Genomic DNA, 343 nt, shown 5'->3' with positions numbered 1-343 from the left:
GGGTCTGACGCTTCCACGGTTGCCACTTGGGTATCAGTAGTGACATCGTCTTCAGTCAGGCTGCTAACCGCGTCAACGCTCAGGACTGGCGCATCGTTAACACGCGTCACATTGATCGTCAGCGTTTGCTGGGCAGACAACTGGTTGTCGCTGACCACCAGCGTGACACTCAATGCCGTCAGGCTCAGGCTGTCGTCATTGATGGCCGTCACACCGGCGCTGGTCAACACGACCGTCGAACCGGAAATCATGAAGTAACCATCGCTGTTATCGTCCAGACGATAGAACAGCTCGTCACCTTCGGCATCGGTGGCATCAAATGTCGCTACAACCGTGGTGCTGC

The 343-nt window shown here is 56.3% G+C and carries 1 protein-coding gene; it reads right to left on the bottom strand.

Going from position 1 to position 343, the window contains the following annotated elements; translation table 11 throughout:
* On the bottom strand, nucleotides 1-343 hold a 343-nt coding region (locus Q4563_RS17645; protein WP_303605427.1), incomplete at both ends, for a VCBS domain-containing protein.

It is taken from the genome of Gilvimarinus sp. 1_MG-2023 (genome assembly GCF_030548285.1).
Note: the sequence above shows the minus strand (reverse complement) of the source record. Positions and strands in the feature narration are given on the sequence as shown.